This is a genomic window from Pseudomonas sp. NPDC089534 (assembly GCF_044749305.1).
GTDB lineage: Bacteria > Pseudomonadota > Gammaproteobacteria > Pseudomonadales > Pseudomonadaceae > Aquipseudomonas > Aquipseudomonas ekonensis.
Genome location: NZ_JBIVHR010000048.1, coordinates 38,292 through 46,359, shown reverse-complemented (window position 1 = coordinate 46,359; position 8,068 = coordinate 38,292). Strand labels below are relative to the sequence as shown.

At 66.2% G+C, this 8,068-nt stretch carries 10 protein-coding genes; 8 read left to right on the top strand and 2 right to left on the bottom strand.

Going from position 1 to position 8,068, the window contains the following annotated elements; all coding sequences use genetic code 11:
- The 3 genes from ACIP0B_RS16325 to ACIP0B_RS16315 form a co-directional block, all read left to right on the top strand.
- Positions 1–1,231 (top strand): cbb3-type cytochrome c oxidase subunit I (locus ACIP0B_RS16325; RefSeq protein WP_400833657.1); only part of this gene is annotated, 1,231 nt, incomplete at its 5' end.
- Between the two features lie 162 nt (positions 1,232–1,393).
- Positions 1,394–1,945 (top strand): cytochrome c oxidase assembly protein, encoded by a 552-nt coding sequence (locus ACIP0B_RS16320; protein ID WP_085579430.1) that lies wholly within the window; start codon positions 1,394–1,396, stop codon positions 1,943–1,945.
- 25 nt (positions 1,946–1,970) lie between these two features.
- A complete protein-coding gene (locus ACIP0B_RS16315; protein WP_400833655.1) occupies positions 1,971–2,858 on the top strand; it encodes a cytochrome c oxidase subunit 3 in 888 nt (295 codons plus the stop codon).
- Positions 2,859–2,904: 46 nt separating this feature from the next.
- On the opposite strand, the gene ACIP0B_RS16310 is transcribed toward ACIP0B_RS16315, so the two are convergent.
- Positions 2,905–3,108, bottom strand: a complete 204-nt coding sequence (locus tag ACIP0B_RS16310) for a twin transmembrane helix small protein (RefSeq protein WP_400833662.1) — start codon at positions 3,106–3,108, stop codon at positions 2,905–2,907.
- Between the two features lie 74 nt (positions 3,109–3,182).
- Between ACIP0B_RS16310 and ACIP0B_RS16305 the strand changes: the two genes are divergently transcribed.
- Genes ACIP0B_RS16305 through ACIP0B_RS16285 form a run of 5 tightly spaced genes read left to right on the top strand, consistent with a single transcriptional unit; the run spans position 3,183 to position 7,091 of the window.
- Positions 3,183–3,923, top strand: a complete 741-nt coding sequence (locus tag ACIP0B_RS16305) for an SURF1 family protein (protein ID WP_400833652.1) — start codon at positions 3,183–3,185, stop codon at positions 3,921–3,923.
- On the top strand, positions 3,889–4,482 hold the full coding sequence (locus tag ACIP0B_RS16300; protein ID WP_400833649.1) for a hypothetical protein: 594 nt from the start codon (positions 3,889–3,891) through the stop codon (positions 4,480–4,482). Before ACIP0B_RS16305 ends, ACIP0B_RS16300 begins: the two co-directional genes overlap by 35 nt.
- Positions 4,483–4,492: 10 nt before the next feature.
- The gene (locus ACIP0B_RS16295) at positions 4,493–5,572 is read left to right on the top strand and encodes a heme A synthase (protein ID WP_400833647.1); all 1,080 of its coding nucleotides are present in this window, start codon (positions 4,493–4,495) and stop codon (positions 5,570–5,572) included.
- Positions 5,560–6,459 carry a heme o synthase gene (cyoE, locus tag ACIP0B_RS16290; protein ID WP_400833645.1) on the top strand — a complete coding sequence of 300 codons (900 nt, stop codon included), beginning with the start codon at positions 5,560–5,562 and terminating at the stop codon, positions 6,457–6,459. Before ACIP0B_RS16295 ends, cyoE begins: the two co-directional genes overlap by 13 nt.
- A complete protein-coding gene (locus tag ACIP0B_RS16285; protein ID WP_085655953.1) occupies positions 6,456–7,091 on the top strand; it encodes an SCO family protein in 636 nt (211 codons plus the stop codon). The genes cyoE and ACIP0B_RS16285 overlap by 4 nt, the downstream gene beginning before the upstream one ends.
- A gap of 183 nt (positions 7,092–7,274) precedes the next feature.
- Here the strand turns inward: ACIP0B_RS16285 and ACIP0B_RS16280 are convergent, their stop codons facing one another.
- The gene (locus ACIP0B_RS16280; protein ID WP_400833641.1) at positions 7,275–8,048 is read right to left on the bottom strand and encodes a MetQ/NlpA family ABC transporter substrate-binding protein; all 774 of its coding nucleotides are present in this window, start codon (positions 8,046–8,048) and stop codon (positions 7,275–7,277) included.
- Positions 8,049–8,068: the final 20 nt, after the last annotated feature.

Sequence of the window (8,068 nt, the reverse complement as noted above, 5' to 3'; positions counted from 1 at the left end):
CGCAACCGTAAGGTGTGCGGGGGCTTTTTCTTGGGGCGTGTTGCGATCACTCGGCGGCGGACCGAACTTCGGCTGGACGTTCTACGCGCCGCTGTCCACCACCTACGCGCCGGAAAGCGTGACGTTCTTCATCTTCGCCATCCACCTGATGGGGATCAGCTCGATCATGGGCGCAATCAACGTGATCGCCACCATCCTCAACCTGCGCGCCCCCGGCATGACCCTGATGAAGATGCCGCTGTTCGTCTGGACCTGGCTGATCACCGCGTTCCTGCTGATCGCGGTGATGCCGGTGCTGGCCGGCTGCGTGACGATGATGCTGATGGACATCCACTTCGGCACCAGTTTCTTCAGCGCCGCCGGAGGCGGCGACCCGGTGCTGTTCCAGCATGTGTTCTGGTTCTTCGGCCACCCCGAGGTGTACATCATGATCCTGCCGGCCTTCGGCGCCGTCAGCGCGATCATCCCGACCTTCGCGCGCAAGCCGCTGTTCGGCTACACCTCGATGGTCTACGCGACGGCGAGCTTCGCGTTCCTGTCGTTCATCGTCTGGGCGCACCACATGTTCGTGGTGGGCATCCCGCTGGTGGGCGAGCTGTTCTTCATGTACGCCACCATGCTGATCGCGGTGCCGACCGGGGTGAAGGTGTTCAACTGGGCCAGCACCATGTGGCAGGGCTCGATGACCTTCGAGACGCCGATGCTGTTCGCGGTGGCGTTCGTGATCCTGTTCTCCATCGGCGGCTTCTCCGGCCTGATGCTGGCCATCGCCCCGGCGGACTTCCAGTACCAGGACACCTACTTCGTGGTCGCCCACTTCCACTACGTGCTGGTGCCGGGGGCGATCTTCGGGATCTTCGCCTCGGCCTACTACTGGCTGCCGAAGTGGACCGGCCACATGTACGACGAGACCCTCGGCAAGCTGCATTTCTGGCTGTCCTTCATCGGCATGAACCTGACGTTCTTCCCGATGCACTTCGTCGGCCTTGCGGGCATGCCCCGGCGGATCCCGGACTACAACCTGCAGTTCGCCGACTTCAACATGGTGTCGTCGATCGGCGCGTTCATGTTCGGCGCCACGCAGATCTTCTTCCTGTTCATCGTGATCAAGACCATCCGCGGCGGCGCGCCGGCGCCGGCCAAGCCTTGGGACGGGGCGGAAGGCCTGGAGTGGAGCGTGCCGTCGCCGGCGCCGTACCACACCTTCACCACGCCGCCGGAAATCAAATGAACATACGGCCGAGCCCCTGTGGCGAGGGAGCTTGCTCCCGCTGGCCCGCACGGCGGGCCCGTCGCCGTCAGGGACGCTTCGCGCCCCGGCGGGACGGTGCGACGATTCGACAAGCGCCCTCGCCCCGGGGGTTCAGGCCTGCACGGCTGGAGGACATCAGTCATGGCTGACTCGGTCTCGATGAAAAAACTGGTCACCCGCCTGCTGAGCGTGGTGGTGGCGATGTTTGTCTTCGGCTTCGCCCTGGTGCCGCTCTACGACGTGATGTGCAAGGCCTTCGGCATCAACGGCAAGACCGCCGGGCAATACGAAGGCGAGCAGACCGTCGACACCTCGCGCCAGGTGCGCGTGCAGTTCCTGTCGACCAACACCGCCGACATGCCGTGGGACTTCTACCCCAAGCATGACGAGCTGACGGCCAACCCCGGTGCGGTCAACGAGATGATCTTCATCGCCCGCAACCCCACCGACAAGCCGATGAGCGCCCAGGCCGTGCCGAGCATCGCGCCGAGCAACGCGGCGGCGTATTTCCACAAGACCGAATGCTTCTGTTTCACCCAGCAGGTGCTGCAGCCCGGTCAGCAGATCGAGATGCCGGTGCGCTTCATCGTTGACCGCGACATGCCCAAGGATGTGAAGCACCTGACGCTGTCCTACACGCTGTTCGACATCACCGCCCGTCATCCACCGGTGGCCGCAAGCACTGGCGGTTAAGCGTGCCCGATAAGGAGAACAATAAATGGCGACTCATGAGCACTATTACGTTCCGGCCCAGAGCAAGTGGCCGATCGTGGCGACCGTCGGCATGGTCACCACGGTGTATGGCCTGGCCACCTGGTTCAACGACCTGAAGGCCGCACGCCCGGAATCCCACGGCCCGCTGATCTTCTTCATCGGCGGCCTGCTGCTGGCGTACATGCTGTTCGGCTGGTTCGGCGCGGTGATCAAGGAAAGCCGTGCGGGGCTCTACAGCCCGCAGCTGGACCGCTCGTTCCGCTGGGGCATGAGCTGGTTCATCTTTTCCGAGGTGATGTTCTTCATCGCCTTCTTCGGCGCGCTGTTCTACGTGCGGCACATCTCCGGGCCGGCGCTGGGCGGCGAGGGCACCAAGGGCATCGCCCACATGCTGTGGCCGAACTTCGAGTTCGTCTGGCCGCTGCTGAACAACCCGGACTCCAAGCTGTTCCCGCCGCCCAAGGAAGTCATCAGCCCCTGGGGCCTGCCGCTGATCAACACCATCCTGCTGGTGAGCTCCAGCGTCACCGTGACCATCGCCCACCATGCCCTGAAGAAAGGCCACCGCGGCGCACTGAAACTGTGGCTGGCGGTCACCGTGCTGCTGGGCTGCGGGTTCCTCGCGCTGCAGGCCGAAGAGTACATGCACGCCTACCACGAACTCGGCCTGACCCTGGGCTCGGGCATCTACGGCGCGACGTTCTTCATGCTCACCGGTTTCCACGGCGCCCACGTGACCATCGGCACGATCATCCTGTTCGTGATGCTGGTGCGCATCATGCGCGGGCATTTCGACGCCGAGCACCAGTTCGGCTTCGAGGCGGCGAGCTGGTACTGGCACTTCGTGGACGTGGTGTGGATCGGCCTGTTCGTGTTCGTCTACGTGCTCTGAAGCCGCAGGCGCACAGCATCAGGCCGCAAGAGGGCGCCCGGCGCATTCACCAGGGCGCATGTGAAACGAGCTGGCCGCTCCAGAAGCCCCAGGCGATCAGGCCGACGGTGGCGGCGGCCAGGGTGACCCGAATGCTCAAGGCGATCACCAGACGGTTCGAGCCGCTGTCGTCCTTGACCAGAAAGAACAGGCCGCTGAACAGGCTGATGACCGTGGCGATCAGCATCAGGACGATGGCTGCCTTGAGCATCATGGCAAGACTCCGGGGGGACAGGCGATGCAATTGAGTATAGCGGTCGCGCGCACCGGCTCCGGGGCACGGTCATGAAGCGCTTCCGGCCCGGCGTCGTGCCGACGGTGGCGGTGGTCCTGCTGCTGCCGCTGATGGTGTCGCTGGGTTTCTGGCAGCTGGGTCGCGGCGCGGAGAAGACGGCCTTGCTCGCCAGCTACGCCGAACGCCGCGCCGCCGAACCGATGGCCGCCGCCGAACTGCTGCACAGCGCCGACCCGGCCTTCCGACGGGTGCACCTGCACGGCCGCTTCGATGCCGCCCACAGCCTGCTGCTCGACAACCGCCAGCGCGACGGCCGCGTCGGCGTCGAGCTGCTGCAACCGTTCCAGGACCGGCGCACCGGCCAGTGGCTGCTGGTCAACCGCGGCTGGCTGCCGTGGCCGGACCGGCGCGTTGCCCCGCAGTTCGCCACCCCGGCCGATGCGGTGGATCTGGATGCCTGGGTCTACGTCGCCCCCGGCGCGGCCTTCCAGCTGCATGCCGATCCGGTCAGCGACGCCTGGCCGCAGACCGTCACCGCCGTCGAACCCGCCCGGCTGTGGAAAACCCTCGAGCGCGACGGCTTCGCCTACGAATTGCGCGCAGAACCCGGCCCCGCCAGCTACCGGAGCGACTGGCCGGTGGTGGCGATGGGCCCGGAAAAACACCTCGGCTACGCCGTGCAGTGGTTCGCCATGGCCACCGCCCTGCTCGGTCTCTATCTGTATCTCGGCTGGCACAACGCAAAGGAGAAACACCATGGGAGCGGCCATGAATCCACCCAGCATGTCTGAAGCCAAGCCGGCGGCCGGTCGCCGCCGCGGGCGCATCCAACTGCTGCTGATCGTGCTCGGGGTGGTCGGCCCGATGATCCTCGCCACCGGCATGTACAAACTGCAGTTCTGGGTGCCGGAAGGCCGCAGCTACCACGGCGAGCTGATCGGCAACGGCCAGACCCGCGCCGACCTCGGCGTGGCGGCCGACGAGGAGCGCTGGCAGATGCTGGTGACCGCCCCCGGCGACTGCGCGGCGGACTGCCAGCAACTGGTGTACCTGGCGCGGCAGATCCAGATCGGCCTGGGCCGCGACGCCGGACGCGCCAGCCACGCCCTCGCCGCCGCGCAGCCGCTCGGCGCCGACTACGAAGCCCGGCTGACCCGCGACTACCCGCAACTCAAGCGCTACCCGCTGGACACCGCCGGCCTGCGCAAGACCGCCGGGGACACGTCCGCACCGCAGCTGTGGATCATCGACCCCCACGGCAACCTGGTGCTGCGCTACGGCCCGGACGTCAACGGCAAGGATCTGCTCAACGATCTGCGCCACCTGCTGAAACTGTCGAACATCGGATAGGGACATCGTCATGGCCAAACCCGGATTTCGCCTTGCGCTGTTCGCCACCCTGCTGGCGCTGATCGTGGTGCTGCTCGGCGCCTACACCCGCCTGACCCACGCCGGCCTCGGCTGTCCCGACTGGCCGGGCTGCTACGGCTTCATCAGCGTGCCCAAGAGCGAAGCCCAGCTGGCCCATGCCGAGCTGCACTTCCCGGACTCGCCGGTGGAGGCGCACAAGGGCTGGAACGAGATGATCCACCGCTACTTCGCCGGCACCCTGGGCATGCTCATCGCCGTATTGGCCGGGCGGGCGTGGGTCGACCGCAAGCATCCTGGGCAGCCGCTGAAACTGCCGCTGTTCCTGCTGGCGGTGGTGTTCGCCCAGGCCGCGTTCGGCATGTGGACGGTGACGCTCAAGCTATGGCCGCAGGTGGTCACCGGGCACCTGCTGGGCGGGTTCGCGACCTTGAGCCTGTTGTTCCTGCTGACGTTGCGACTGTCCGGCGTGCTACCGGCCCTGAGCGTACCGCGTCGCCTGCAATATTGGGCGACCGCCGGGCTGGTGCTGGTGATCGGCCAGATCGCCCTCGGCGGCTGGGTCAGCTCCAACTACGCGGCGGTGGCCTGCATCGACTTCCCCACTTGCCACGGCCAATGGCTGCCGCCGGCGGACTTCGCCAACGGCTTCCACCTGACCCAGCACATCGGCCCCAATTACCTGGGCGGCCAACTCGACAGCGACGCCCGCACCGCCATTCACCTGACCCACCGCATCGGCGCCCTGCTGGTGACCCTGGTGCTGCTGGGGCTGGCCTGGCAACTGAAGACGGTGGGCATGACCCGCCTCGCCGGTCTGGTGCTGACCGCCCTCGCCGCGCAGATCACCCTGGGCGTCAGCAACGTGCTGTTCCATCTGCCGCTGCCGGTGGCCGTGGCGCACAACGCCGGCGGCGCCGCGCTGCTGCTGACGATGGTGCTGGTCAACTATCACGCGCGCACCGGCCTGGTGCGGGTCAAGCGGCCGATGCCGGTGGGCTGGCGCCTGAGCCCGCGTAGGCACCCGGCCGCGCCGGCCACCCTCAAAGGAGAGACGCCATGGCGATTCTGATCGGCGAACGCCCTGCCCAAGCGCTGTGGCGCGACTACCTGGAGCTGACCAAACCGAAGGTGGTGGTGCTGATGCTCATCACCTCGCTGGTGGGCATGTTTTTGGCGACCCGGGCCGGCGTGCCGTGGACGGTGCTGGTGTTCGGCAACCTGGGCATCGCGCTGTGCGCCGGCGGCGCGGCGGCGGTGAACCATGTGGTGGACCGGCGCATCGACGCGGTGATGGCCCGCACCCACAAACGGCCGCTGGCCGTGGGGCGGGTGGCGCCGGCGGCGGCGCTGACGTTCGCGTTGGCGCTGGCGCTGGCCGGCCAGGCCCTGCTGCTGGCCTTCACCAATGCGCTGACCGCGTGGCTGACCCTGGCTTCGCTGCTCGGCTACGCGGTGGTCTACACCGGTTTCCTGAAGCGGGCGACCCCGCAGAACATCGTCATCGGCGGCCTCGCCGGCGCCGCCCCGCCGCTGCTGGGCTGGACCGCCGCCACCGGCCACGTCAGCGCCGAACCCCTGCTGCTGGTGCTGATCATCTTCGCCTGGACGCCGCCGCACTTCTGGGCCCTGGCCATCCACCGCAAGGAGGAATACGCCAAGGCCGACATCCCGATGCTGCCGGTCACCCACGGCGAGCACTACACCAAGGTGCACATCCTGCTGTACACCTTCGCCCTGCTGGCGGTCAGCCTGCTGCCTTACGTGATCCACATGAGCGGACTGCTGTACCTGATCTGCGCGCTCGGGCTCGGCGCCCGGTTTCTGCAATGGGCCGTTGTGCTGTACCGTGGCACTCGGCCGCACGCGGCGATCAACACCTTCAAGTACTCTATTTATTACTTGTTCCTGCTGTTCATCGCCCTGCTCGTAGACCACTACCTATTGTTGAACCTATGACTCGAACCCAGAAAACCGTCTTCATCCTCGTCGCCGTGATCGCGCTGATCCTCGGCCTGACCGTCAACAAGGTGCTGAGCGGCAAGGGCCAGGGCGACCCCACCGCGCTGATCGACGCCGGCATCATCCTGCTGCCGCAGAGCCGCAGCCTGCCGGACGTGACCATGACCGACCAGGACGGCAAGGCCGTCACGGTCAACGAGCTCAAGGGCAAATGGAGCCTGCTGTTCTTCGGCTACACGTTCTGCCCGGACATCTGCCCGACCACCCTCGCCCAGCTGCGCCAGATCAAGAGCGAGCTGCCCAAGGACGCGGTCGACAAGCTGCAGATCGTCCTGGTCAGCGTCGACCCCAACCGCGACAACCCGAAACAGCTCAAGCAGTACCTGGGCTATTTCGATCCGCAGTTCATCGGCCTGACGCCCAAGTCGGTGGAGGAACTGCAGAAGGTCGCCAACGCGGTGAGCATCCCGTTCATCCCGGCCGACACCAGCAAACCGAACTACACCGTCGACCACAGCGGCAACCTCGCGGTGATCGGCCCGGACGGCACCCAGCGCGGCTTCATCCGCGCACCGCTGAACAACGCCAAGCTGGTGGCGCAGTTGCCGGTGATGCTCAACCGGCAGTGATGCAAGGCATTGCGGTCAGGGAGCTTGTCGAATCGTCGCACCGTCCCGCCGGGGCGCGTAGCGGCGCCCGTTCCTGAAGGGCAAGGCCTGCTGCGCAGGCCAGCGGGAGCAAGCTCCCTCGCCACAGAAGCAGGCACAAAAAAAGGGACGCCCGAGGCGTCCCTTTTTTCATTGCCGCAGCGTTCAGAACGCCGGCAGCACCGCGCCCTTGTACTTCTCGGTGATGAATTGCTTCACCTCCGGGCTGTGCAGGGCGGCCGCCAGTTTCTTCATCGCGTCGCTGTCCTTGTTGTCCCCGCGGGACACCAGGATGTTCACGTACGGCGAGTCGTTGCCTTCGATCACCAGCGCGTCCTTGGACGGATCGAGCTTGGCTTCCAGCGCGTAGTTGGTGTTGATCAGCGCCAGGTCGACCTGGGTCAGCACGCGCGGGATGGTCGCGGCTTCCAGTTCACGGATCTTCAGGCCTTTCGGGTTCTCGGCGATGTCCTTGACGGTGGACAGGATGTTCTTCGAGTCCTTGAGCTTGATCACGCCGGCCTTGTCCAGCAGCAGCAGCGCACGGCCGCCGTTGGTGGCGTCGTTCGGGATCACCACGTTGGCGCCGCTCGGCAGCTCGTCGAGCTTCTTGTACTTGCTGGAGTAGGCGCCCAGCGGCTCCAGGTGCACGCCGGCCACGGACACCAGGCTGGTGCCCTTGGCCTTGTTGAACTCATCGAGGTACGGCTGGTGCTGGAAGAAGTTGGCGTCCAGGCGCTTCTCGGCCACCTGCACGTTCGGCTGAATGTAGTCGGTGAACACCTTCACCTTCAGGTCCACGCCTTCCTTGGCCAGCGCCGGCTTCACGAACTCGAGGATCTCGGCATGCGGCACCGGGGTCGCAGCCACGGTCAGGGTTTCGGCGGCGTGGGCCGAGAAAGCGGCGGCGGCAGCGAGGGCAACGAACAGTCTTTTCATTCAGCTAACTCCTTGTGGGT